Annotated in this window: 20 protein-coding genes, 1 tRNA gene and 1 pseudogene; 9 read left to right on the top strand and 13 right to left on the bottom strand. The window is 61.7% G+C overall.

Annotated features, from left to right (window positions below):
- The first annotated feature begins 100 nt into the window (after nucleotides 1–100).
- Nucleotides 101–295 carry a hypothetical protein gene (locus tag EEQ99_RS35290; protein WP_127431730.1) on the top strand — a complete coding sequence of 65 codons (195 nt, stop codon included), beginning with the start codon at nucleotides 101–103 and terminating at the stop codon, nucleotides 293–295.
- A 71-nt stretch (nucleotides 296–366) separates the two neighbouring features.
- On the opposite strand, the gene EEQ99_RS31250 is transcribed toward EEQ99_RS35290, so the two are convergent.
- The gene (locus tag EEQ99_RS31250) at nucleotides 367–570 is read right to left on the bottom strand and encodes a CsbD family protein (protein WP_127431731.1); all 204 of its coding nucleotides are present in this window, start codon (nucleotides 568–570) and stop codon (nucleotides 367–369) included.
- A gap of 295 nt (nucleotides 571–865) precedes the next feature.
- Between EEQ99_RS31250 and EEQ99_RS31255 the strand changes: the two genes are divergently transcribed.
- The gene (locus tag EEQ99_RS31255) at nucleotides 866–1,540 is read left to right on the top strand and encodes a hypothetical protein (RefSeq protein ID WP_127431732.1); all 675 of its coding nucleotides are present in this window, start codon (nucleotides 866–868) and stop codon (nucleotides 1,538–1,540) included.
- Between the two features lie 497 nt (nucleotides 1,541–2,037).
- Here the strand turns inward: EEQ99_RS31255 and EEQ99_RS31265 are convergent.
- Together EEQ99_RS31265 and EEQ99_RS31270 are read right to left on the bottom strand one after the other, a co-directional pair.
- A pseudogene (locus tag EEQ99_RS31265) lies at nucleotides 2,038–2,880 on the bottom strand (PIN domain-containing protein); the annotation flags it as partial.
- A gap of 367 nt (nucleotides 2,881–3,247) precedes the next feature.
- Nucleotides 3,248–3,323, bottom strand: a tRNA-Lys gene (locus EEQ99_RS31270).
- 230 nt (nucleotides 3,324–3,553) lie between these two features.
- Here EEQ99_RS31270 and EEQ99_RS31275 point away from each other — a divergent pair.
- The 5 genes from EEQ99_RS31275 to EEQ99_RS31295 all read left to right on the top strand — a co-directional run bounded on the left by EEQ99_RS31275 (nucleotide 3,554) and on the right by EEQ99_RS31295 (nucleotide 8,619).
- A complete protein-coding gene (locus tag EEQ99_RS31275) occupies nucleotides 3,554–4,303 on the top strand; it encodes a cytochrome c biogenesis CcdA family protein (RefSeq protein WP_127431733.1) in 750 nt (249 codons plus the stop codon).
- A gap of 265 nt (nucleotides 4,304–4,568) precedes the next feature.
- Nucleotides 4,569–5,339 (top strand): SDR family NAD(P)-dependent oxidoreductase, encoded by a 771-nt coding sequence (locus EEQ99_RS31280; RefSeq protein ID WP_063475664.1) that lies wholly within the window; start codon nucleotides 4,569–4,571, stop codon nucleotides 5,337–5,339.
- A gap of 111 nt (nucleotides 5,340–5,450) precedes the next feature.
- Nucleotides 5,451–6,245, top strand: a complete 795-nt coding sequence (locus EEQ99_RS31285) for a potassium channel family protein (RefSeq protein ID WP_063475536.1) — start codon at nucleotides 5,451–5,453, stop codon at nucleotides 6,243–6,245.
- Between the two features lie 262 nt (nucleotides 6,246–6,507).
- Nucleotides 6,508–7,443 (top strand): MBL fold metallo-hydrolase, encoded by a 936-nt coding sequence (locus EEQ99_RS31290; RefSeq protein WP_127431734.1) that lies wholly within the window; start codon nucleotides 6,508–6,510, stop codon nucleotides 7,441–7,443.
- Between the two features lie 213 nt (nucleotides 7,444–7,656).
- Nucleotides 7,657–8,619 carry an AEC family transporter gene (locus tag EEQ99_RS31295; protein WP_127431735.1) on the top strand — a complete coding sequence of 321 codons (963 nt, stop codon included), beginning with the start codon at nucleotides 7,657–7,659 and terminating at the stop codon, nucleotides 8,617–8,619.
- Here EEQ99_RS31295 and EEQ99_RS31300 read toward each other — a convergent pair.
- Genes EEQ99_RS31300 through cysG form a run of 5 tightly spaced genes read right to left on the bottom strand, consistent with a single transcriptional unit; the run spans nucleotide 8,587 to nucleotide 13,792 of the window.
- Nucleotides 8,587–9,798, bottom strand: coding sequence for a UbiH/UbiF family hydroxylase (locus EEQ99_RS31300; RefSeq protein ID WP_127431736.1), 1,212 nt, complete (start codon nucleotides 9,796–9,798; stop codon nucleotides 8,587–8,589). The two genes, EEQ99_RS31295 and EEQ99_RS31300, sit on opposite strands and share 33 nt — an antisense overlap.
- Before the next feature lie 38 nt (nucleotides 9,799–9,836).
- The gene (locus EEQ99_RS31305) at nucleotides 9,837–10,349 is read right to left on the bottom strand and encodes a DUF934 domain-containing protein (protein ID WP_047615398.1); all 513 of its coding nucleotides are present in this window, start codon (nucleotides 10,347–10,349) and stop codon (nucleotides 9,837–9,839) included.
- A gap of 10 nt (nucleotides 10,350–10,359) precedes the next feature.
- The gene (locus tag EEQ99_RS31310) at nucleotides 10,360–12,030 is read right to left on the bottom strand and encodes a nitrite/sulfite reductase (protein WP_127431737.1); all 1,671 of its coding nucleotides are present in this window, start codon (nucleotides 12,028–12,030) and stop codon (nucleotides 10,360–10,362) included.
- An 8-nt stretch (nucleotides 12,031–12,038) separates the two neighbouring features.
- Nucleotides 12,039–12,353, bottom strand: coding sequence for a DUF2849 domain-containing protein (locus EEQ99_RS31315; RefSeq protein ID WP_011651871.1), 315 nt, complete (start codon nucleotides 12,351–12,353; stop codon nucleotides 12,039–12,041).
- A 2-nt stretch (nucleotides 12,354–12,355) separates the two neighbouring features.
- Nucleotides 12,356–13,792 carry a siroheme synthase CysG gene (gene cysG / locus EEQ99_RS31320; RefSeq protein ID WP_127431738.1) on the bottom strand — a complete coding sequence of 479 codons (1,437 nt, stop codon included), beginning with the start codon at nucleotides 13,790–13,792 and terminating at the stop codon, nucleotides 12,356–12,358.
- 268 nt (nucleotides 13,793–14,060) lie between these two features.
- Here cysG and EEQ99_RS31325 point away from each other — a divergent pair, with 268 nt between their 5' ends.
- Both EEQ99_RS31325 and mazG read left to right on the top strand, forming a co-directional pair.
- Nucleotides 14,061–14,648 carry a deaminase gene (locus EEQ99_RS31325; protein WP_063475531.1) on the top strand — a complete coding sequence of 196 codons (588 nt, stop codon included), beginning with the start codon at nucleotides 14,061–14,063 and terminating at the stop codon, nucleotides 14,646–14,648.
- Between the two features lie 6 nt (nucleotides 14,649–14,654).
- A complete protein-coding gene (gene mazG, locus EEQ99_RS31330) occupies nucleotides 14,655–15,494 on the top strand; it encodes a nucleoside triphosphate pyrophosphohydrolase (RefSeq protein WP_127431739.1) in 840 nt (279 codons plus the stop codon).
- A gap of 221 nt (nucleotides 15,495–15,715) precedes the next feature.
- On the opposite strand, the gene hflX is transcribed toward mazG, so the two are convergent.
- The 5 genes from hflX to EEQ99_RS31355 all read right to left on the bottom strand — a co-directional run bounded on the left by hflX (nucleotide 15,716) and on the right by EEQ99_RS31355 (nucleotide 22,030).
- Nucleotides 15,716–17,041, bottom strand: a complete 1,326-nt coding sequence (gene hflX / locus EEQ99_RS31335) for a GTPase HflX (protein ID WP_097623129.1) — start codon at nucleotides 17,039–17,041, stop codon at nucleotides 15,716–15,718.
- Nucleotides 17,042–17,118: 77 nt separating this feature from the next.
- On the bottom strand, nucleotides 17,119–17,361 hold the full coding sequence (gene hfq / locus EEQ99_RS31340) for an RNA chaperone Hfq (RefSeq protein ID WP_003539403.1): 243 nt from the start codon (nucleotides 17,359–17,361) through the stop codon (nucleotides 17,119–17,121).
- A 111-nt stretch (nucleotides 17,362–17,472) separates the two neighbouring features.
- Nucleotides 17,473–18,336, bottom strand: a complete 864-nt coding sequence (locus tag EEQ99_RS31345) for a D-amino-acid transaminase (protein WP_127431740.1) — start codon at nucleotides 18,334–18,336, stop codon at nucleotides 17,473–17,475.
- Nucleotides 18,337–18,405: 69 nt separating this feature from the next.
- Entirely contained in the window at nucleotides 18,406–19,770 is a 1,365-nt protein-coding gene (gene ntrX / locus EEQ99_RS31350; protein ID WP_047615027.1) for a nitrogen assimilation response regulator NtrX, read from the bottom strand.
- Complete coding sequence (locus EEQ99_RS31355; protein ID WP_063475529.1) at nucleotides 19,760–22,030, bottom strand: sensor histidine kinase NtrY-like; 2,271 nt, start codon at nucleotides 22,028–22,030, stop codon at nucleotides 19,760–19,762. Before EEQ99_RS31355 ends, ntrX begins: the two co-directional genes overlap by 11 nt.
- Between the last annotated feature and the right edge of the window lie 72 nt (nucleotides 22,031–22,102).

Raw genomic sequence — 22,102 nt, forward strand, 5'->3', positions numbered from 1 at the left:
GCCCGCCTCGTGCTCCTTCAGAATGCCGATAATCTGTTCGTCTGTGAAACGGTTGCGCTTCATTCTCTGGTCCTCTCAATGGGCCAGAGCTTACTTCAAAATGGATTATTTCAACGGGGCAAGGTCATCGGCGCTTCGTCGAAAACCGAGTAATCCGCATCAAATGCTGCCGCAAGGCAGCACCACGCTGGAACCACGACGCCAAGGCCTCAGATTCCTCGGGATATCCCAAAACTGGCCAGCGCTAGCGGTTATCGCAATCGGCGTACTTCTCTTGGCTTTCGGTGGTTCGTGACATCCGAGAACCCTTGATCGCCGTAGCTCCTTCGGCAAAAACCCGGCTTTCACCGGGTTTTTGTTCAGGCACTACCAAGTCTGGCTGCCGCTCCAGTCATCGATGTCGCGCTTGATCCGGTCCTTTTCGATGCCATAACGCTCCTGGATCTTGCCTTCCAGCTGGTCGCGCTTGCCGGCGATCTGGTCGAGATCATCGTCAGTGAGTTTGCCCCACTGCTCCTTGATCTTGCCTTTCGCCTGCTTCCAGTTTCCTTCGATCCGATTCCAATCCATGGTCGATTTCTCCTCTTTGCTGATGAGAAGAAAACGGACCGCGGTGGAAGTTGGTTCCTGAGCTTTAGCTGATTTCCGCAAAGCTCCATACTGCGCCCCCCGGGACTTGCCGCCCATTCTGCTCCTGACGACACGAGCGCTGTCGACCGTGGCACCACCGCCCACTCTCGCGGCGGGTCGGCCTCTAAAGGGCTAGGGTCGGCGGAACCTAACGCTCTCCGGCGGCCTCCTACGGAGCCTTGCGAGTCGGTCGTCCCTTACATACGCTCGCGTCCGAATATTCTGGGGGCGACGTATGCGGGAACAGTGGGAGAAGTGGGGTTGGGCGACGACGGCCATCCTCATCATCGGAGTGTACATTGCTGTGATGTTTTGGGGAGGTTCGATCTTCTCGCGGAAAACATGGTGTTATGGCGAACAGGACGAATGCTTGCGTGAGTGGATGTCGGCGCTCGGCGGGTGGGTTGCCGTTGTTGTTGCAGTGCCAACCATCATTTATCTATCGAAGCAGGTACGGGCCGCAGAGAAACACCATCGGACAACAATAGGAATTCAGGCGCGCCCGACTTACATGTTGGCGCAGAAGGCGGCTGAGACTTCGGTGAACATTCGAGATGAAATCGCCAAGAAGGGCGACCTTTGGTCGATATCAAATATCCCATTCGATTCTAACTTCGATAAGAAAGCGGCGGAAAAACTAAAGTTTCTGAGGGATTTAGTCGATCGAACAGAATTTGTCCGCATCCAGTCAGAAATCGAAGTCACGTACATGAGACATGAGCAACTGATAAATTCCATTGATGAATCGATTGAGCTACTTGGAGACGCTTGGAGGCATCCTGATCGTATCTATGCTAGCGAAGCAGTGATCGGCTGCTCTGTGAATGCCATGCAATATCTTGATCAAGTTAAAGATGTTTGTGACCGCTTCATAAGGGACTTCGAGCGGATGACGGGCCATCTTAGGTAGACTTCCTCCGCCCTCCTTCCCGCGCCATCGCCGTTTGCTCTAGGCGCTTTCGCTCTCCTCGATTGCGACCTCCCTGTTTTGCGGCGTCCTCCTCCCCCGGATGCACAGCGAGCGGATTGTTGGGCCCCGGTTTGGCGCGGGCAAGCTGGCAGAGGCAGTTCGTCCTCAACCATGCGGTATTCCAGCAACTTGCGGCCGAGCTGGGCGAGAACTGGATGAAGCTCGTCCACGAAGCCGACAAGAACGATGCAAACGCTCGCCGGGTGGAGCGCCGCCACATGGAAGATGCCGCCGAGGAGATTGTCGCAGTGGTGAACGCGCTGCTGCCACCGCTTAGGGAGGTCGTCGTGCGCCGGGCGGCAGGCATGAACTGGAAGGCTATCGCCGAGGCGCTACCCCGCCGTGCGTTCTTTTCCATGCAGGACGACCACGCCGCCGCGCTGCGCCGCGTGTGGGACAAACCGGGGATGCAGTCAGGCGGCTCATCTAGAAAACCATCAGGTATCGAGCATGTCCCATTCTTCCCCCATCACCCATCGGAGCGCGCTCAACTTCCCATTAATCATGCCCCATTCAAAATCGTTCCACGGCCCGCAGTTCTCGACTCCGATTTCGGCTTCGGTCTTCCTCGCCGCCTCCTGAGCCAATTTCCAAGTGCCCTCGGTCGTCATGCGCCTACGCTGGACTGGCTTGGCCGCCCAATACTCCTCGTTAGTGACCACTTTCTCTCGGCCCCGCTCTATATTGATCCTGAGGTTCTGGTGACGATTGTACCAAACCTGCCTGTACAGCAGATGCTCGGCCTCGAGGATTTCGGAGAATCCGCGTACCTGGGTCGCGCCGTAGAGCTGAAGATCGTAGTTCGCCAGAAGATCCTCATCGAGGTCGTTAAGTAGGTCAGGTAGTGACGTCCAATAACGAGAACTCACGTCGTCGAACAAAGGCATCAGGTCGGGATGAGGCATTCTGTGGTCGCCTCCGTCTTGGCTGAAGTCGGCCTTATTGTGAGTGATGAAGGCGAACTCATCGTCTTCGCTGGATGCTTGGTGGACTTCGTTGGCGTAGGTTTCGATGATGATGGCGTCTGCGATGCTGTTCTTCTGTCGGTGGAATCGGAAGGGAGCGATACCGTTTAGCGCCCGGTCAGCCGCGCGAGCCTTGATCGTCTCCGTGGCGGGAATCGCCTTCGCAGCAGAGAGCAGTTGCTCGATCCGGACGATAGATTCGTTCACTGCCTCGCCTTTGTAGACGGCGGAGTGATCCACCTCATTTAGTGCCTTAACGGTTGCTTCTACGTCCTTCTCGTCTCCGAACCGCCGTACGGCGTCCCGAACTAGGCTGAAGTGCGATTGGAGACTTCGCTTCGCATCTGCGGCTACACGGTCCTAGTTCCGCGCGAACTCCTCTAGAACCACCTCTGGCACGATAAGTCCGAAAACTCGATCATCCTTCAGAAGATATTCGAGTGCCGCGATAACTGGCTGGTTCCGGTAATCCTTTGCGAGGTCCAACCAAACGCAAGTGTCGACAAGAATGCGAAGCATGGAATCACCCTTTCGTCAGACAGCCTAGATACTGCGAAAGGGATTCGAAAGAAGGCTCGATCCAAGCCGCCGAACCGCATCCGTTAGCCTTGCGTTAGCCCGGCGAGAGTCGCAGCTAACACGCTATTAGTATGTCCTGTAACGCGTTGATTTTAAGGGTTTATGGTGAGAGCGTCGGGGTTCGAACCCGAGACCTACTGATTAAAAGTCAGTTGCTCTACCGGCTGAGCTACGCTCTCCCTCTCCGCGGGTGTGACCACCCCGGCTGGAAGTGGGCGGAACATAGGCAGGTGACCCATTGCGGTCAACCGAAAAATTTGCCTTTTTTCGACGGTCGGCACATTTCTTGCCGGCGCAAGACGGATGTCTCGCGTGCAAAGACAGATTTCTTGCGCGCGCAAAAAGGTGATTGGCAATCCCGGGCCTGCAAAGCTAGGAACATCACGCAGATTGCAGCCGGAGAGAATGCGTGTCGATTGCCGATATTTCCCTGTGGAGCGCGCTGATTGCCGGGGCGCTTTCCTTTCTGTCGCCCTGCGTGCTTCCCCTCGTCCCACCCTATCTCTGCTATATGGCCGGCATCTCCGTCGAGCAGTTCCGCGGCGGCGGTGCGGTTGTGGTCGTGCCCGGTGTCAGGCGCGGCGTTTTCTTCTCGGCACTCTTCTTCACGCTCGGCTTTGCCACCGTCTTCGTGGCGCTCGGCGCCGGCGCTTCCAGCATCGGCATGGCGCTTCGCCAGCATCTCGACCTCCTGTCGAAGATCGGCGGGCTGATCATCATCGTCATGGGGCTGAACTTTCTCGGCCTCTTCCGAATCGGACTGCTGACCCGCGAGGCGCGCTTCCAAGGCGGCGGCAAGCCGGCGACGCTGACGGGCGCCTATATCATGGGCCTTGCCTTCGCCTTCGGCTGGACGCCCTGCATCGGGCCGGTGCTCGGCGCCATCCTCGGCGTTGCGGCCTCGCGCGAGACGGTCGGCTCCGGCGCCGGGCTGCTCGCCATCTATTCGCTCGGCCTTGCCATCCCCTTCTGGATCGCCGCCGGCTTTTCCGGCGCCTTCATGCGCTTCCTGTCGCGCTTCCGCCGCCATCTCGGCACGGTGGAAAAGGTGATGGGTCTCTTCCTGGTGCTTACCGGCCTCGCCTTCCTGTTTGGATGGGTCAGCAATGTGGCGATCTGGTTCCAGCAGACCTTTCCGATCCTGATGCAGATCGGCTAGGCCACCGGATACCGATTTTCCAGGTCGTGTGGGTGGCGGTATCGGAAGTCGCTGCGAGATCGGCCTCGTCGCTTCCTCCCGCGCCGTCGGTCGTCGTGTGCAGGATCCGACGGGCAATGCGGATTTTTGCGGGGGCCTATCGGCGAAAGTTCCCACGTTTCGGGATCGCCCATTGGTCAAGGGGACGCTCCTCAGCACGCTGAGAATATCTGGCATCCGCACGCCGACGCTGTCATAAATTGATTTCATCGAGGGAGGCATGATGATGCAGAAGAACGCGCCGGACTTCAGCCTTGAGGGCAAGGTGACTTTGGTGACGGGAGCGAGCCGTGGCATCGGTCGAGCTTGCGCACTTGCCTGTGCCGCAGCAGGTTCCGATATTGTTTTAGGGGTCCGCGATGTCGCAGCTTCGGCGGGCCTGGTTGCCGAACTCGAAGGCACGGGACGAAGAGTTCTCCCTGTTGAACTGGACATTCCCAACAAGGCCCATATCGCGCAGGCCGTCGACGCGGCGCTTGCTACATTCGGTCGGATAGACGTCCTCGTCAACAATGTCGGCGTGGCTCCGGGCAATCTCGCAGAACTCGTCGAGGAGAAGGACCTTGACGAGATACTCGATGTCAACATCAAGGGCACCTTTCTGATGACGCAGGCTGTGGGCCGCCAGATGATCAAGCGCAATGGGGGCCGGATCATCAACATCAGTTCACAGGCCGGTACCGTGGCACTGCGCGGCGAGGCAATCTATTGCATGAGCAAGGCGGCAATCAATCACCTCACCCGCTGCCTTGCCGCCGAATGGGCAGCCTATAATGTCACCGTAAACACCGTATCGCCAACGTTCATCCACACGGATGGCACAGCACCTTTTCTGTCCGATGCCGACAATCGCAAGGCGACGCTCGATCACATTCCGCTCGGCCGAATCGGCGAAACCGATGATGTGGTGGGTGCCGTCGTCTTCCTGGCATCACCGGCTGCGAGCCTGATCACCGGCGCGAACCTGCTGGTGGACGGCGGATGGTCCGTCGCCTGAGGCGAGGCGGAACCTGCAGCGCAAACCTTGTCCAGACGAGAACAACGATTTCCCCCGACAAGGATCTCTTCGGCGACTTGCGGACGCCGATGAGGGATCTACATTCCCTGGATGAAAATCTTCGAATCCGGCGACGGCTCTCAGCAGAATTCGCTCCGCCAGGTGCTGCGAAGGCTCGATAGGGCCGACGGCAGACAGGCGGTCGCCTTTCGGCTGGTATTTGCTGCCATTGACGTTGCCATTCTCGCCTTCTTCCTGCTCGGCCCGTACCTGCGATCCGGTCCGTCCTATCTGATTATCGACTATGCGATAGCAGTGTGGATCGCCGCCGAGATGGTCGGCCGGGCGATCGCCGCAGCCTCCGTGCGCGAGTGGATTCGGCGGCCAATGACCTGGATCGACTTCGTGGTGCTGGCCACGCTGTTGCTGCCGGACCTGCTCTTCAATTTCGCATTCCTGCGGATCATGCGGTTCTGGGCGATCGGCACGAGTCCGCTGCTCAAGGATTTGCTGCGCAAGGCCGGCTATTTACACCTTCTCGACGTCGTCCGGGCGGTGATCAATTTCCTTGTGTTCCTCTTCATGGCAACCGGGTTCGTCTATACGTCCTTCTTCTACAACAGGGAGGGAGGCGAAGGATTCGTCGATGCGCTATATTTCACGGTCGCGACGGTGACGACGACGGGATTCGGAGACATCACGCTCCCGGGAACGCTGGGCAAGCTCACTTCCGTGGTGACGATGATCGTCGGCATCTCCCTATTCGTCAGGCTTGCTCAGGCAGTCGTGCGGCCTCACAAGGTGACCTTTGCCTGTCACCGATGCGGCCTCCAGCGCCATGACGCCGACGCCGTTCATTGCAAGGCGTGCGGAGACGTTTTGAACATCCCGGACGAGGGATCGTGACCGTCGCCCCTGGCGAGACGATACGGCAGGCATTTGTGGCGAGCCCATTCCCAGGCTTGCCGCGTTCGCTGATCTGATCGACTCCGCGCTCGTCCAGCACGCCGCCGGCAGTCAGAAGCGAGGCCCGCACCTATTCGGTGGTATGGCTTGCCCTGTCCCTCGGCCCCACCCGCCCTTATCCCTCGACCCAATCGATCGCAAACACGCCTCCATGTAGCGTCGTCGATGCCGTGTTTGAGGCGGCGGTCAGAAGGAGACGAACATGAACCTTGAGACAAAGATGAGCCTGGAAAACACCGCACACACCGGCAGACCTCCGCTCGACGAATTGGTTCCGTCGCGCTACGCGGTGCAGGTCGGCGAGATTGAGGTGCTGGTGATCAGCGATGGCGTGCTACCGCTCCCAACCGCGATGCTGGGACACAACATCGATCCCGCCGTCCGAGCGGCCTGGCTGAAAGACATGTTCCTGCCGCCGGACGCTTTGGATTGGGCGCTGAACGTGGTCGTGGTGCGCAGCGGCGACCAGACCATACTCCTCGACGCCGGGCTGGGGCTCGACCCGGACTTGCACCTGCCGCGGGCCGGGCAACTGATCAAGCGACTGGAGGCCGCCGGCATCGATCTTGCGTCGGTGACCGACGTGGTCCTAACCCACATGCACATGGACCACATTGGCGGACTGCTCGTCGACGGGGTGAAGGAGCAACTGCGTCCGGACCTGCGGATCCACGTGGCGGCCGCCGAGGTCAAGTTCTGGGAGGCGCCCGATTTCTCCCGGGTCTCCATGCCGCCGGGGTTCCCGGACGCGCTTCGGGCGACCGCCAAGCGGTTCGCGAAGGAGTATCGTAGCCATCTCAGGCTGTTCGATGATGAGTACGAGGTGGCGCCGGGCGTGGTCGTCCATCGCACCGGCGGCCACACGCCCGGGCACAGCGTGATCCGCCTGGCGTCCGGCGGCGACCGGCTGATGTTTGCCGGCGACGCCGTGTTCGCGGTCGGGTTTGAACATCCGGACTGGTTCAACGGCTTCGAACACGACCCCGAGGAAGCGGTGCGCGTTCGGGTCCGCCTTCTTCGGGAACTGGCGGAGACCGGCGAGCAACTGGTGGCCACTCATCTGCCGTTCCCCTCCGTCGGCCGGGTGGCGGTCGACGGCGACGCCTTTCGCTGGGTAGCGGCCTTCTGGGACTACTGATCGGTTGTTCGGTTGGTCGTAGAGCGTGTACTCAATGAGTACACGCTCTATCGATTTAGTTTACGCAATTCCGGACGCAAAACCGCTACACACTTTTGCTGGAATTGCTCTTGTTTCTGCGCAATTCCGGACGCAAAACCGCTACACACTTTTGCTGGAATTGCTTATGTCAGATCCTGACCCGCCGATCATCCCCGCGCACTGGAAGACCTCTTGGTCGATATCGTCAGCCTGCTATTGCCGTTCTTCGGCCTGATCCTGATCGGCTACATCGCAGCCAAGGCGACCAAACAGCCAGCCGAAACGTTGGGATGGCTGAACACCTTCATCATCTACGCCGCCCTGCCCGCTCTGTTCTTCAAGCTGGTCTCACGCACGCCGATCGAGGAGCTGACGCGCGTCGATTTCATCGTCACCGATATCGCGGCGACCTATGCGGTCTTCATCCTGCTGTTCGCCATCGGCCGCATTCTGCGTGGCAATTCGCTCGCCGATTGCACCATCCAGTCGTTTGCCGGCGCTTACGGTAATATCGGCTATATGGGGCCGGGCCTGGCGCTCCTGGCGCTCGGCGAAGGTGCCGCCGTGCCGGTGGCGCTGATCATCTGCTTCGAGAATGCGCTGCATTTCATCGTGGCGCCGGCGCTGATGGCGGCGGCCGGCGACGACAAGCGTTCAACCAGCCAACTCGCCGCCGATATCCTGCGCAAGGTGGCGCTGCATCCCTTCATCCTGTCGACGGCGGCAGGCTTTGCCGTGGCCGCCCTTGATATCGACCAGCCGCTGGCCTTTCAGCGCCTCGTCGATTACCTCGCCCAGGCGGCCGCGCCCTGCGCGCTCTTTGCCATGGGCGTGACTCTGGCGCTCCGGCCGCTGAAGCGGATCCCAGCAGAGATCTCCTATATCGTGCCGGCGAAGCTGATCCTGCATCCGATCGCGGTTTTCGTCGCGCTGACGGCGGTTGGCGGTTTCGAGCCGGTGTGGATCCAGGCGGCCGTGCTGCTTGCCTGCCTGCCGACGGCGACCAATGTCTTCGTCATCGGCCAGCAGTACGGCGTCTGGCAGGAGCGCGCCTCGGCGACGATCCTGATCACGACAGTGCTATCGGTGGTGACTGTTTCGCTCTGGCTGATCGTGATCCGCTCAGGCCTTCTTCCGCTTCAGCTTTTCCCGTAGAGCATCCGGAATATCCCGGAAGCCGCGGCCGGGCTCGATGCCTTCGCGCATGACGATGTTGCGCAGCGGCGGAATGGCCGAGAGAATATGCAGGCCGGCGGCGCGCAGCATCTGGACGGGCAGGAAATCCGAGAGCAGCGAGCGGTTGAGGAGATCGACGCTGGCCGTGCGCGTCATGATGTCGGCGCGGCGCCTGCGGTCGAAGCTGTCACCGGCATCGGCCGGCACCGGCAGTTCCGCCCTGTCGCAGAGGATATCGGCGAGCGCCATGATATCACGCAGGCTGAGATTCAGCCCCTGCGCCCCGATCGGCGGGAAGACATGGGCGGCCTCGCCGATCAGCGCGATACGTCCCTTGCCGAAACGATGCGCCATCATGCCGGAGAGCGGCCAGACCTGGACGCCCTCCTCGACATCAACCTTGCCGAGCATGGATTGCATGCGCGCCTCGACAATAGCCCCGAGTTCGGCAAGCGGCAATTCCGCGCGGCTTGCCGCTTCTGCGGGATCCTGCACCCAGACGAGGCTGGAGCGGCCTCCCGGCAGCGGCACCTGGGTGAAGGGGCCGTGCTTGGTGTGGAATTCGGTCGAGATGTTCTGGTGCGGCAGCGAATGGGCGAAATTCAGCACCATGGCCGATTGCGGATAGGACCAGTTGCGCACGCCGATGCCAGCGGTTTCGCGCAGCTTCGAGCCGCGGCCATCGGCGCCGACGGCAAAATCGGCCGAGAAGGTCTCGCCGCCGGCAAGTGTGATCGAGACTGTATCGCTTGATATTTCGATCGATTCGGCCATGTCGGAGAAGCGAGTGATATTGCCCTCGCCTGATATAGCCGCCTCGAGGATGTCGGTCAGGGCCTTGTTGGGGAAATTGTAGCCGAAGGCATTCAGGCCGACGTCGGCGGCGCGGAAGGTGGTCGTCGGCGCGCGCAGCAGCCGGTCGGTGCCGTCGACGATGCGCATGCTGGTGAGAGGAGCGGTTGCCGGCCGAAGCTTTTCCCAGAGCGTCAACCGGTCGAGGAAGCGGATCGACTGGTCCATCAGCGCCGTGGTGCGCCGGTCTTCCTTCGGAGCGAGAGGAGCGACAAGCGCCACATCGCGACCGCCGCGCGCGAGCGCGATTGCTGCGATCATGCCGGCGAGCCCGCCACCGATCACCGCCACTTCGAATGTCTTCATGCTACTGTTCCGCCATCGTAAAAAGGCGGACCGTCCGCTTATGCGGCCGGCTTCGCCTGACGGCGCCAACTATAGCCCTTGCCGGCGTCGGCGTCACGCACCGCCGGTTGATAATGATGGGGAATGGCGGGAAGACGGTTTTCGGAAAGCCGCTTCAGCGCCGTGGCGTTGGTGACGGCAAAGCTGTCGATGCCGACGCGCAGCATCAGCGGCACCTGATCGATCAGCACGTCGCCGACGGCACGCAGCTCGTTGGTATAACCCAAGCGCTGGCGTAGCAGCGAGGCGTGGCTGAAGGCGCGGCCGTCGTTGAACGCCGGAAAGGCGACGGCGACGATTTCGAGGCGATCGAGATAGGGCTCGAGCCTGCGCACATCGTCGGCCGGCTTGATCAGCACGCCGAGGCCGACATCGTTGCTTTCATCGGCCTTGGCGATCAATTCGTCGAGACCGAGCAGCGGCTTCTGCTCCTCGGTCGCCTTCACCTCGTCGGTTTCGATCACCCAGGGATCGTTTTCGACAAAACCGGTTTCTCTCCAGATCTTCGTCATCATCCCCTCCTTATGCCGCTTCGGCGGCCGAGCCGTAGAGCGCGGTCTTGAAAGGCTGCGGTCCAACGCGGCGATAGGCGGCGAGGAAGTTCTCGGAATGATCGAGTCGCAGGCCGAGATAGGTGTCGACGATCGTCTCGATCGCGTCGGTCACCCGGTCCGGCTCGAAGCCGCGGCCGATGATCTCGCCGATCGAGGTATGTTCGTCACCGGAGCCGCCGAGCGTGATCTGGTAGAGTTCGGCGCCCTTCTTCTCGACACCGAGCAGGCCGATATGGCCGACATGGTGATGGCCGCAGGCATTGATGCAGCCGGAGATCTTGATCTTCAGCTCGCCGATCTCCGCCTGGCGCTCGGCATTGCCGAAGCGGCGGGAGATTTCCTGCGCGAGCGGAATGGAGCGCGCATTGGCGAGCGCGCAGTAGTCGAGCCCGGGACAGGCTATGATGTCGGTGATGAGACCGGCATTGGCTTCCGCCAAGTTGATGGCGACGAGGCCGCGATAGACGGCTTCGAGATCGGCCAGCGCCACATGCGGCAGGATCAGGTTCTGCTCATGGCTGACGCGGATTTCGTCGAAGCCATATTCCTCGGCGAGATCGGCGATCGCATCCATCTGTGCATCCGAGGCGTCGCCCGGAATGCCGCCGATCGGCTTCAGCGAGATCGTCACCATGCCGTAATCGGGGTTCTTGTGCGGCTGCACGTTCTGTTGCACCCAGCGGGCGAAGCCGGCATCGGCCTTCTTCCAGCGAGCAAGGTTTTCCCAGCCTTCGGCGCGTTCGGGCAGAGCCGGCGGCGCGAAATAGGCAGCGATTGCCTGGACATCCTTTTCCGGCAGCTTGAGCTCGCTATCTTTCAGCGCGGCGAATTCGGCTTCTACCTGGCGCGTCAGTTCCTCGGTGCCGGTCTCGTGCACCAGGATCTTGATACGGGCCTTGTACTTGTTGTCGCGGCGGCCGTGCAGATTGTACACGCGCACGATAGCCGTGGTGTAGGAGAGCAGGTCTTCCTCGGGCAGGAAGTCGCGGATCAGCTTGGCGATCATCGGCGTACGGCCCTGGCCGCCGCCGACATAGACGGCAAAACCGATCTCGCCCTTGTCGTTCTTCTTCACGTGCAGGCCGATATCATGGACCTGGATCGCGGCGCGGTCGCGCTCGGCGCCGGTGACGGCGATCTTGAACTTGCGCGGCAGGAAGGAGAATTCCGGGTGGACAGACGACCACTGGCGCAGGATCTCGGCGTAGGGGCGCGGATCGGCGATCTCATCGGCGGCGGCACCGGCGAAATGATCGGCCGTGACGTTTCTGATGCAATTGCCGGAGGTCTGCAGCGCATGCATCTCGACGCTCGCAAGATCGGCGAGCGCTTCGGGAATGTCGGACAGCTTCGGCCAGTTGAACTGCAGGTTCTGGCGCGTGGTGAAGTGGCCATAACCGCGGTCATAGGTGCGGGCGATATGGGCGAGCATGTGCAGCTGGCGCGCGCTCAGCGTGCCATAGGGAATGGCGATGCGCAGCATATAGGCGTGCAGCTGCAGGTAGACGCCGTTCATCAGGCGCAGCGGCTTGAACGCGTCCTCGGCGAGCTCGCCGGAAAGGCGGCGCTGGACCTGATCGCGAAACTGCTCGACGCGCTCGCTGACAAAGGCATGGTCAAATTCGTCGTAACGGTACATCGTCTTCCTCAGACTGCAATGAATTCGGGATCGGCCGGAGCGTAGCCCGGGGCATATTCCATGGTCGGCCCTTGAGCACGGATGCGCTCGCGAAGGCGAAGCGGCCATAAAATGCCGTTGGTTTCCTGAACGTCGACGACGGCGACGTCAACGACCTCGTTGTCGGCATAGGATTTCTTGCCGATCGCCTCCAGCGCCGCAACGGCTTCGGCGTGACGGGCAACGAGCGCCTCCTGCAGCGAGGTGGACCACTTCCCGTTCGCATCCAGCCAGACGGCAATGCCGTCCGTCAGCCGGTTGGCGGTCAGAACCTTGTCACCCATATTCAGCTCCTTGCAAGTTCCTCGAGCCGGGCGTTTGCGCGCACCAGGGGCTCGGACAGTTCGAAATTGGCGCCGGCGACCGCATCGCCGATAATGACCATGACAGGTCCTGTCAATTCGTCGCGGTGCTGCAGATCGGGCAGATCAGCGAGCGTGCCATGCAGCAGACGGCGATCGCCGCGGCTGGCATTTTCGATGACGGCAACGGTGGTCTCAGCGGGAATGCCCGCCTGCATCAGCCGCTCGGCAACGGAGGCTGCAACCGTGCGGCCCATATAGACGGCAATCGTCGCGCCGGACACGGCAAGGCTTGCCCAATCGGGCAGCACGTCGCCGGTTAAATCATGGCCGGTCGTGAAGACCAGCGAGGAGGCAACGCCGCGCAGCGTCAGCGGCAACTCGAAATCGGCAGCGGCGGCGAAAGCCGAGGTGATGCCGGGCACGACCTCATAGGTGATGCCGCCAGCGCGCAGCGCGGCCATCTCTTCCCCTGCCCGGCCATAGACCAGGGGATCGCCGGATTTCAGGCGGACGACGCGCTTGCCCTGGCTGCCGAGATCGACCAGCAAGTCGTTGATTTCTTCTTGCGATTTCGAGTGGCAGCCCTTGCGTTTGCCGACGGAAAGCCGCTCGGCATCGCGGCGCCCCATATCGACGATCGCCTGCGGCACGAGGGCGTCATAAACGATGACATCGGCTTCCATCATCACGCGCTGGGCACGCAGCGTCAGCAGATCCTCGGCACCCGGACCGGCGCCGACCAGCCAGACGTGGCCTGCGACCTTGTCCACCGCGCCCAACAGCCCGTCGGCCGCGTGATGCGCCTGCGGCAGGTTGCCATTGGCGACAGCATCGGCAACGGGGCCTGAAAAGAAGCGGTGCCAGAAGACACGGCGGGAGACACCGCGGGGCACCCGCTGTTCAACGGCCTTGCGATAGCTGGTCGCCAATGCTGCGAGGCGGCCGAGCGAGGGCGACAGAAGCTGATCGATCTGCGCACGGATCATCTGCGCCAGAACCGGCCCTGCCCCTTCGGTGCCGATCGCGACGGCAACGGGGGCGCGATTGACCAGCGCCGGCGTGAAGAAATCGCAGTAATCGGGCTGATCGACGGCATTGGCCGGAATTCTGGCGGCACGCGCAGCATCGACGATATCGCGGTCGTCGGCGTCATTGCCGGTTGCGGCGAAGACGAGTGCCGAAGCCTCGACCTGTTCGGCGGAAAAGGCAGCGCGCACGGTTTCGATACGGTTGGCGATCAGGAAGGCGTGGTAATCGGCTTCCGGCCGCTCGGCATAGGCGACAATCCGCGCCCGTGTGTTGAGCAGCAGCCGCACCTTGGCGAAAGCTTCGTCGCCATTGCCGAAGACAGCCGTCTTCTGGCCTTCCACGCGAAAGAAGGCGGGAAATACCGAAAGCTGTTCAGTCTTGGGAGGCATCATCAATCCACTTCGAAGTTGCCGGAATATGCCCTTGATCGACAAGGGATTGAAGGAACAGAAATTCGAAAGCCCAAGCAAGCAGGTATTCTTTTGCTCGTGCCGTCAATGATTTGAGAAAAGTCACCCGTGCTGCCAAAAAGCCGCATATCTCAAGCCCGCTTGCTGCAGTGCAGTATAAAGCCTGTGACAAAAGACGTCCACCGGTGCTTGACGCATTTCACTCGCGCCGCCAAGGCGATAGACTGAGGAAAACTGGAGGGCCCTCATGCCTGATACGACCATTGCCTCCCGCCTGCTTTCGGTCATGGAAGACGATATCCTGCCGCTGACGGAGCGTGGCGTTTCGCTTGGCAATAAGGTGTTCGGTGCGGCGATCTTAAGGAAATCCGATCTTTCGCTTGTCGTCGCCGAGACCAATAACGAGCTGGAGAACCCGCTCTGGCATGGCGAGGTGCACACGCTGAAGCGCTTCTACGAGCTTGGCGACAAGCCACCGACCAAGGATTTGATCTTCCTGTCGACACACGAACCCTGCACCATGTGCATGTCGGCGATCACCTGGGCCGGCTTCGACAATTTCTACTATTTCTACAGCCATGAGGATTCCCGCGATGCCTTCGCGATTCCGCACGACCTGAAGATCCTGAAGGAGGTCTTCGGGCTTGAACCCGGCGGCTACCGCAGGCAAAACGCCTTCTGGAACAGCTTTGCCATCGCCGATCTCGTCGAGACCGAAGAGGCTCAGCTGAGAAACGCGCTGAAGGCGCAGACCGCCCGCATCAAGGCGCGCTATGACGCGCTGTCCAACTCCTACCAGTCGTCGAAGAGCGCCAACGACATTCCGCTCAACTGAGGCAACATGGAACCTTCCAAAGATATTTCGCGGCTGATCGAGATCATGGCGGCGCTGCGCCATCCCGAAACCGGCTGCCCCTGGGACATCGAGCAGAACTTCGAGACCATCAAGCCCTATACGATCGAAGAGGCCTATGAGGTCTCCGATGCGATCGAACGCGGTGATATGGACGATCTCTGCGACGAGTTGGGCGACCTGCTGCTTCAGGTGGTCTTCCACGCGCGGATGGCCGAAGAGGCGGGCGAATTTTCCTTCGGCGACGTCGTCAACGCCATCACCGCCAAGATGATCCGCCGCCACCCGCACGTCTTTGCCCGCTCGGCGGCAGATACGCCTGATGCAGTGAAGAAGCAGTGGGACGAGATCAAGCAGGCGGAGAAACGCGAGCGCGCCGAGCGCCGGTCACGGCGCGGTATCACCGAGGACTTCAAGAGCGGCTTCCTCGGTTCGGTGCAGCGCAGCTTCCCGGCTTTGACGGAAGCGCTGAAGCTGCAGGAACGCGCCGCCAAGGTCGGTTTCGACTGGTCGGCGCCCGAACCGATCCTCGACAAGATCGAGGAGGAGATCGGCGAATTGCGGGCGGCACTTCGGGAAGGCGACCAGGCCAAGGTCAGCGACGAACTCGGCGACCTGATCTTCGCCGTCGTCAATATCGGCCGGCACGTGAAGGCGGATCCGGAACAGGCTGTGCGCAGTACGAATACAAAATTCCGTCGTCGCTTCAGTCATATAGAGCATGTTCTTGAAGCAGAAGGCGAAACGTTGGAAGACGCGACGCTGGAGCGGATGGAGGAAATCTGGCAGGCGGCCAAGGCGATCGAACGGGCTGTTTTGATTGGGTAGGTTGGATCGAGTTTGGCGAGAGGCCAGCCCCTTCTCCGTCATCCTCGGCCTTGAGCCGAGGATCCATGGCGGGCTGCTGATGGACGCGGGTGGATGCTCGGCTCAAGGCCGAGCATGACGGAGGGTGCGGCTGGCCTTGTCGCCGACCAGCCGGCCTGCGGAGGCGAAACATTGCCAGATCTTCCTTCTCCGCAGGGGGCCGAAGGAAGTCTTGATTTCGCTCACCGCTCCCAATCTTCCTTATCAGGCTTCGGTCCGTTGCCGATGCGGCGTTCGAGTTCGGTTGCCTCGGTTTCGGAGAGGCGCAGATCCAGCGTGATCGAGCCGTCCTCATTGTCCTCACGACCGTCGACGATGGCATGATCGTAAAGCCAGGGCAGCAGCGCCAGCTTGTCGACCGGAAGGCGGATCGTTGCCTCGGTCATCACGCCCGACAGTCTGCGGCTGATTTCTTCCATCAGCGTATCGACGCCCTCGCCGCTGACGGCCGACACCGCGACGACGTTGCTGGCGCCGGCGGCTTTCTGCACCATGGTATCGTGGACCTCGGGCTCCAGCCGGTCGATCTTGTTCCAGACCTCGATCAGCCGCTTGGCCGATTCGGCCTCGTCGATGCCGAGGTCGTTCAGGATGCGCATCACATCGGAGCTCTGCGCCTGGTTGTCGGCATCGGACATGTCGCGAACATGCAGGATGAGATCGGCTTCCAGCACCTCTTCCAAGGTCGCCCGGAAGGCGGCGACGAGATGGGTCGGCAGGTCGGAGATGAAGCCGACGGTGTCGGACAGGATGACGGTGCGGCCGTGCGGCAGCTTCATGCGGCGCAGCGTCGGGTCGAGCGTGGCAAAGAGCATGTCTTCGGCCAGCACGCCGGCGCCGGTGATGCGGTTGAACAGCGTCGACTTGCCGGCATTGGTATAACCGACGAGCGCTACGATCGGGTGCGGCACCTTGCGGCGCTTGGCGCGATGGAGCTGGCGGGTGCGCACGACCTGCTCCAGCTCGCGTTCGAGCTTGATGATGCGATCCTGCAGCAGTCGCCGGTCGGCTTCGATCTGGGTTTCGCCCGGGCCGCCCATGAAGCCGCCGCCGCCGCGCTGGCGTTCAAGGTGGGTCCAGCTTCGGACCAGACGGCCTTTTTGATAGTTCAGATGGGCGAGGTCGACCTGCAGCGTGCCTTCCTTGGTGGAGGCGCGGCGGCCGAAGATTTCGAGGATGAGGCCCGTCCGGTCGATGACCTTGGCGTTCCATTCCTTTTCGAGATTGCGCTGCTGCACCGGCGTCAGCGGATGATCGACGATGACGAGACCGGAATCGCGCTCGTCGAGCAGCGCCTTGATCTCCTCGATCTTGCCGGTGCCGAGCAATGTGGCCGGTCTCGGGTCGTTGACCGGGACGATCGAGCCGTTGACGACATCGAGGTCGATCGCCTGGGCAAGGCCCGTCGCCTCTTCGAGCCGGCTTTCCGGCGTGCGGGTCGAGGCCGATTCGGACTGGCCGCCGCGACTGCGCGATTTCAAAACCGGCACGACGACAGTCGCGCGCATGTCGTCCCTGTGCTTGGCGGCCTCAGGGATGATCGAATCGTTCTTGGTATCGCGTGTCGAAATGACGGCTGATCCTGTTAGGACGCTGCTTCTTCGCTCTCGAACATCTGCATGGGCTGGCCCGGCATGATCGTCGAGATCGCATGTTTATACACGAGCTGCGAATGGCCGTCACGGCGAAGAAGAACACAGAAATTGTCAAAAGACGTAACAACGCCCGTGAGTTTCACGCCGTTGATCAAAAAGATTGTCAGGGAAATCTTTTGCTTGCGAACAGTATTGAGAAATAAGTCCTGCAGATTCTGAGAACGTTCCGCCATCGCGCCGCTTCTTTCTTTATTGCCGACCTGATCTGGTCGGTAGAATATCAATCAACCTCGCCATGCAAGACCGGCAGCACCCTCATTCCACCCGTCCAGCAAATCTTGGTATCAAATCGCAATCTTTTCCGCAACGTCGAAAAAGGCTTCGCGGACTTTCTGCGAAACACTGCCCGGATGACCGTTGGCGATAGGCTGGCCATCGACGGAAACGACCGGAAAACAAATGCTTGTGGCTGCAGTCAGGAAGACCTCGCGGGCTGCGAGCATCTCGGAAACGGAGAAATTCCGCTCCGTGATTTTCAACCCGAGCTTGGCTGCGACATCCATCAATGTGGTGCGGGTAATGCCGCGCAGAATTCCGTGTTCGGCCGGCCGCGTCACCAGCGTCCCGTCCCGGTCGACGATCCAGACATTGGTCGCCGCCCCTTCCTTCACCATGTCGTCGCCATCGACATAGATCGCCTCCTGGGCGCCGGCCTCCTTGGCTTGCTGACGGGCCATGGCATTCGGCAACAGGCCGACGGATTTGATGTCGACGCGGTCCCAGCGATTGTCAGCAAGGGTAATCGCCTTGATGCCGTTGGCGTTCTTGGCAGCAATGATTTTGGGATCTGTGCTCTTGGCAGTGATGACAAGCGACGGCGGCGTGCCCTCGGCCGGGAAGACATGATCGCGGCGGGCGACACCGCGCGTCACCTGCATGTAGAAAAGCCCGTTGCGGACATGGTTGCGGCGCAGCGTCTGACGAATGACCTGGGTCAGCGCCGCCCGGCCCATCGGCCAGGCGATCCGCAATTCGCCGAGCGACCGGTCGAGACGGTTCAGATGGCGCGTGAGGTCGACGATGTAGCCGTGTCGGACCTCGCAGACCTCGTAGACGCCGTCGGCGAACTGATAACCGCGGTCCTCGATATGGACGCTGGCATCGGAATGCTTGACGTAGCGGCCATTCACATAGGCAATTCTCGGCATGGGAAACCTGGTCTTCTAAGAATCAGGATGGGAAGGATGCGGCGCGGCATCCGCCGCGCCTTCGCATGATCAGACGCCGAGCGACTTCAGCTTGCGATGCAGCGCCGAACGCTCCATGCCGACGAATTCCGCGGTGCGCGAGATGTTGCCGCCGAAACGGTTGATCTGGGCGATCAGATAATCCTTCTCGAACATCTCGCGGGCTTCGCGCAACGGCAGCGTCATGATGTGATAGTCATTCTTGGCGGAAACCTTCGGCAGCATGTCGCCGAGATCGGTCGGCAGCATGTCGGCGGTGATCGGCGCATCCGGCCCGTCGGTGCGGGCAAGGATCATCAGCCGCTCGATATTGTTGCGCAGCTGACGGATATTGCCCGGCCAATCATGCGCCTGCAGCACCGCCATGGCGTCGTCGCCGATGCGGCGCGGACGAATGCCGGCCTGCTCTGAGATCTGGCGCATCAGCTGATCGACGAGAAAGGGAATGTCCTCGCGCCGCTCGGCAAGCGCCGGCACCCGCACCGGCACGACGGCGAGGCGATGATAGAGATCCTCGCGGAACCAGCCTTCGGCGATGCGGCTTTCGAGGTTGTAGGCGGTCGAGGAGATGATGCGGACATCGACCTTGACACGCTTGGAGCCGCCGACGCGCTCGAACTGCTGATCGACCAGCACGCGCAGGATCTTGTTCTGCGTCTCGCGCGGCATTTCGCCGACTTCGTCGAGATAGAGGATGCCGCGATGGGCTTCCTCGAGCGCGCCGATCTTGCGCGCCTGGCCAGGCGTGCCCTCGGTGCCGAACAGCGCCACCTCCATGCGTTCGGGCGTGATGTTGGCGGCGTTCAGCGCAACGAAGGGGCCGTTGGCACGGGTCGACTTCTTGTGGATCATCCGCGCCACCAGCTCCTTGCCGGAGCCAGAGGCGCCGAGGATCATGATGCGGCTGTTGGTCGGCGAGACCTTCTCGATTGTCTGGCGAAGCTGCGAAACGGCGACCGAGGTGCCGATCAGCTCCAGCGCATCGCCGGTGCGGCGCTTCAGCTCGGAGACCTCGCGCTTCAGCTTGGAATTCTCCAGCGCGCGTTCGGCGATCAGGATCAGCCGGTCGGCCTTGAAGGGCTTCTCGATGAAATCGAAGGCGCCGCGCTTGATCGCCGAGACGGCGGTCTCGATGTTGCCGTGGCCCGAGATCATCACGACCGGCAGTTCCGGATGGCGGGTCTTGATCTCGTCGAGCAGCGACAGGCCATCGAGCTTGCTGCCCTGCATCCAGATATCGAGGAAGATCAGCCGCGGCACGCGATCTGATATCGCCGCCAGCGCACTGTCGCTGTCGTGGGCGGTGCGCGTCTCGTGCCCCTCGTCCGAGAGAATGCCGGAAACGATCTCGCGAATATCGTGCTCGTCATCGACGACGAGAATATCAGAGGCCATAAACGCTTTCCTTGTCATTGGCTGCGGGAGCAGCAGGCGACGGATCCAGGCGTGGCAGATGCACGCGGATCATGGCCCCTCTTCCCCGGTCAAAATCGGCGGGCGCATCATGCAGCTCGAGCTGCCCGCCATGTTCCTCGATGATCTTCTTGACGATGGCGAGGCCGAGGCCGGTGCCCTTCTCCCGCATCGTCATATAGGGCTCCAGAATGCTGTGGCGGTTCTCCACCGGCAGGCCGCGGCCATTGTCGATCACGTCGACGGTGAAGCGGTCGCGGCTGGTATCGAGTGCGGCGCGGACGAGAATCTTGCGTTCGTCCCGTTCGTCGCTCGGCACGGCCTCGATCGCTTCGACGGCATTCTTGATGAGATTTCCGAAAGCCTGGCCGAGCATGCGGCTGTCGAACAGGCCCTCCAGCGGCTGGTCGCCGAAATCCTGCGCGAAGGTGACGTGATGATTGCCCATCTCGCGCAGGAAGATCGCGTCGCGCAAGATATCGCGCAAGTCGCCCGGCTCCTTGGTCGGCTTCGGCATGCGGGCGAAGGCGGAGAATTCGTCGACCATACGGCCGATATCGCCGACCTGGCGGATGATCGTATCGGTGCACTGGTCGAAGACGGTCCGGTCGCCCTGGTCGATCTGCTTGCCGTAGCGGCGCTGGATGCGCTCGGCGGACAGCTGGATCGGCGTCAGCGGGTTCTTGATCTCATGGGCGATTCGTCTTGCGACGTCGCCCCAGGCAGTCGAGCGCTGGGCGATGACGAGATCGGTGATGTCGTCGAGCGTGATCACGTAGGACTCGCTCATGTCGCGCACTTCTTCGCGGGTGACCTGCACGCTCAGCGTCCGCACGGTGCCGCCGCGCACCAGCGCGATCTGCTTGCGGAAATCGCCGCGATGACGCGCCGCCGCCTCGCTCAGTACCTGATCGACCTCGGGCGCGATGTCGGCCAGCTGCTTTCCGAGCATCTCGTCGGCCGACAGCGACATCAGCGTCTCGGCCGAACTGTTGACGATGGCGATGCGGCGGTCCTGCTCGACGCCGATGACGGCGGCGGTGACGCCCGACAGCACCGCTTCGATGAAGCGGCGGCGGTCGTCGACCTCGTCCTTGGCTTCGAGGATCTCATCGCGCTGGGTGCGGATTTCCGAAATCATCTTGTTGAAGGTGCGCGAGAGATTGGCGACATCGCCATCGACCGCGTGCACCGGCACGACGATATCCATATTGCCCGATGCAACGCTGTCGGCCGCCGTGATCAAGAGGCGGATCGGCCGGACGATGCGGTCGGCGACGGCGATCGCAGTCCAGATCGCCGCCAGAAGCACGATCAGCGCAAAGCCGATGTAAAGCACGGCAAAGGCGACCTGCAGCGAGAAGCGGTTCGCCTCCATCGAACGGTATTCGGTGGCGTTCTCCTCCATCATGCGCATGGCGCCCATGACCTTGGGATCGACGGCGCGCACGGTATAGAGAAAGGTGCCCTGGATGGCATCGAGCTTGATGATGGCGCCGACGAGATTGGTGACGCCGGGCGGAATCAGCGTCGGCTGGCCGGCCGCGGCCTTTTCCAGCGCATCCTGCGGAATGGCCGGCAGCGGCTTTTCGGTGGCGATGTCGGCCTGGACGTTCACGGAACCGTCGCGCTCGACGAGGAAGGCGCCGAGCAGGCCGCGTCCCCTCGCCTGGCGCGTCATCAATTCGGCGAAACCCGTCCTGTCGAGGCTGTAGAGCGCGCGGTTGCGCTCCAGGTCGTTGGCCATGGAAACCGTCTGCCCCTGCAGGTAGCTGGCGTTCTCCATCATGTAGGCCTGGCCGATATTGCGCGACGAGCTGACGATCGACTGGGTGCGCAGCGCGAACCAGCGGTCGAGGCCGGCATTCAGCGTGATACTGGCGAAGATGGCGACGAGGATCGCCGGCGTGATGGCGACGATCGAAAAAAGCACGACGATGCGGATATGCAGGCGCGCGGCAGCCCGGCCGCGGGTACGCGCCTTGAGCAACCGTGCCACCTCGCGGCCGATCAGGGCGAGCAGCGTCAGGACGAAGAAGGAATTGACGATCACCGAGGTGATAACGACATGCGAAGTCGGCGCGATCGGCGTGAAGCCGAGCAGCACGAAAAGTGTCGCCGTCGCGCAGAGCAGCGCGCCGCCGGCAAGCACCAGGCCGGGCACGGCGAAAAGGGCGCGGCGATCGGTCACCGTCGTCACCGTCTCGCTCGCCGCCGCCGGCGATACCCCATCCTGCGTCATTCGGCCTCTCTTCAGGCGGCACCTGCCGCCCTCGCCATCGATCGAAACCAAGCAACGCCGGCTCAGAAAGCC

The sequence above is a fragment of the Rhizobium anhuiense genome (assembly GCF_003985145.1).
GTDB classification, from domain to species: Bacteria; Pseudomonadota; Alphaproteobacteria; order Rhizobiales; family Rhizobiaceae; genus Rhizobium; species Rhizobium anhuiense.

What these genes read in the sequence shown, in the direction of transcription:
- EEQ99_RS31285 (WP_063475536.1), top strand. Translation starts at nt 5,451, where the DNA reads ATGAAAATCTTCGAATCCGGCGACGGCTCTCAGCAGAATTCGCTCCGC.
- EEQ99_RS31250 (WP_127431731.1), bottom strand. Translation starts at nt 570, where the DNA reads ATGGATTGGAATCGGATCGAAGGAAACTGGAAGCAGGCGAAAGGCAAG.
- mazG (WP_127431739.1), top strand. Translation starts at nt 14,655, where the DNA reads ATGGAACCTTCCAAAGATATTTCGCGGCTGATCGAGATCATGGCGGCG.
- EEQ99_RS31255 (WP_127431732.1), top strand. Translation starts at nt 866, where the DNA reads ATGCGGGAACAGTGGGAGAAGTGGGGTTGGGCGACGACGGCCATCCTC.
- EEQ99_RS31325 (WP_063475531.1), top strand. Translation starts at nt 14,061, where the DNA reads ATGCCTGATACGACCATTGCCTCCCGCCTGCTTTCGGTCATGGAAGAC.
- hfq (WP_003539403.1), bottom strand. Translation starts at nt 17,361, where the DNA reads ATGGCGGAACGTTCTCAGAATCTGCAGGACTTATTTCTCAATACTGTT.
- EEQ99_RS31345 (WP_127431740.1), bottom strand. Translation starts at nt 18,336, where the DNA reads ATGCCGAGAATTGCCTATGTGAATGGCCGCTACGTCAAGCATTCCGAT.
- cysG (WP_127431738.1), bottom strand. Translation starts at nt 13,792, where the DNA reads ATGCCTCCCAAGACTGAACAGCTTTCGGTATTTCCCGCCTTCTTTCGC.
- EEQ99_RS35290 (WP_127431730.1), top strand. Translation starts at nt 101, where the DNA reads ATGGATTATTTCAACGGGGCAAGGTCATCGGCGCTTCGTCGAAAACCG.
- EEQ99_RS31280 (WP_063475664.1), top strand. Translation starts at nt 4,569, where the DNA reads ATGCAGAAGAACGCGCCGGACTTCAGCCTTGAGGGCAAGGTGACTTTG.
- EEQ99_RS31310 (WP_127431737.1), bottom strand. Translation starts at nt 12,030, where the DNA reads ATGTACCGTTACGACGAATTTGACCATGCCTTTGTCAGCGAGCGCGTC.
- ntrX (WP_047615027.1), bottom strand. Translation starts at nt 19,770, where the DNA reads ATGGCCTCTGATATTCTCGTCGTCGATGACGAGCACGATATTCGCGAG.
- EEQ99_RS31290 (WP_127431734.1), top strand. Translation starts at nt 6,508, where the DNA reads ATGAACCTTGAGACAAAGATGAGCCTGGAAAACACCGCACACACCGGC.
- EEQ99_RS31300 (WP_127431736.1), bottom strand. Translation starts at nt 9,798, where the DNA reads ATGAAGACATTCGAAGTGGCGGTGATCGGTGGCGGGCTCGCCGGCATG.
- EEQ99_RS31355 (WP_063475529.1), bottom strand. Translation starts at nt 22,030, where the DNA reads ATGACGCAGGATGGGGTATCGCCGGCGGCGGCGAGCGAGACGGTGACG.
- hflX (WP_097623129.1), bottom strand. Translation starts at nt 17,041, where the DNA reads ATGCGCGCGACTGTCGTCGTGCCGGTTTTGAAATCGCGCAGTCGCGGC.
- EEQ99_RS31305 (WP_047615398.1), bottom strand. Translation starts at nt 10,349, where the DNA reads ATGACGAAGATCTGGAGAGAAACCGGTTTTGTCGAAAACGATCCCTGG.
- EEQ99_RS31315 (WP_011651871.1), bottom strand. Translation starts at nt 12,353, where the DNA reads ATGGGTGACAAGGTTCTGACCGCCAACCGGCTGACGGACGGCATTGCC.